The sequence below is a fragment of the Streptomyces sp. AC627_RSS907 genome, assembly GCF_019049165.1.
Genome location: NZ_JAGMUE010001265.1, coordinates 1 through 947, shown reverse-complemented (window position 1 = coordinate 947; position 947 = coordinate 1). Strand labels below are relative to the sequence as shown.

Here is a 947-nt window from a genome sequence, read left to right as displayed (position 1 = left end):
GGCCGGGAATCGCTTCCCGGCCCGGGCTCAGTCGTCGTTGAGCAGCGACAGGTCCTGGTTGCCGCGCGGCACCGCGACCGTGCCCCGGTCGTCCGGCAGTCCCTGGATGGTGAACATCGGCATGCCGCCCGCCTTCACCTCAAGCAGCCGGGACGCGTACACCGGCCCGCCGTCCAGGCGCTCGACCGTCACCGCGTAGGAGCCCTTCGCGCCGTCGGGGCGGGGCGGGTCGAGGGCGAGCGTCGTACCGGCCTTGACCGTGACCTCCCGGCTGGCCGGGCCGCCGCCCTGGCTCCCGGCCGACGAGGTGACCCGCACGGTCGCGGCCTCGTCGGGCGCGGTCAGGGTCAGCGTGCTGCCCTTGGACCGGTTGTCGGCCACCGTGCCGCGGCTCTCGATCGGCGTGGAGGCCGGGATGAACGCCGTCTCCTGCTGGTCGCCCTTGCCCCGCGTCACGCGCAGCGCGGCCACGAACGGCGCCGCGCCGCTGCCCTGCGGCGTGAGCACGAGCGAGCCCGGCTCGCCCTTGGTGAGGTCGCCCAGGTCGATCGCGCTGGTCATCCGGCTCTTGACGCTCAGCTTCTCGTGGCCGGCCGGGGTGAGGGAGCCGGAGGGGCCGGAGAGCTGGATCTTCAGGTCGGCGTCGCCCGAGCCCGTGGCGTAGGCGACCAACCGGACCGAGGTGGCGTCCTTCGGGATGCCGGGGAGCACCGCGCGGGTGCCGGGCGAGGCCGCGGCCGGCAGCCAGTCGCTGCCGATGTTGGCGTCCACGGCCTGCACGCTGGCGCCGATGCGACCGGAGCGCACCGCCGCGTGCAGGGTCACGTTGATGGTCGGCTTGCTGACCAGGGTGGAGAGCAGTACGGGTTTGGTGGAGTGCGGCGGGATGTTGATCGACTCGCCGCTGGGCGCCTCCAGCCGGCCGTTCTCGCCGTACAGCTCCAGGT

The 947-nt window shown here is 73.9% G+C and carries 1 protein-coding gene; it reads right to left on the bottom strand.

Annotated elements, in window-relative coordinates; translation table 11 throughout:
• Positions 1–27: 27 nt before the first annotated feature.
• Positions 28–947, bottom strand: a 920-nt coding sequence (locus KUM32_RS41405) for a DUF5719 family protein (protein ID WP_254406798.1), incomplete at its 5' end; no start/stop codon positions are given.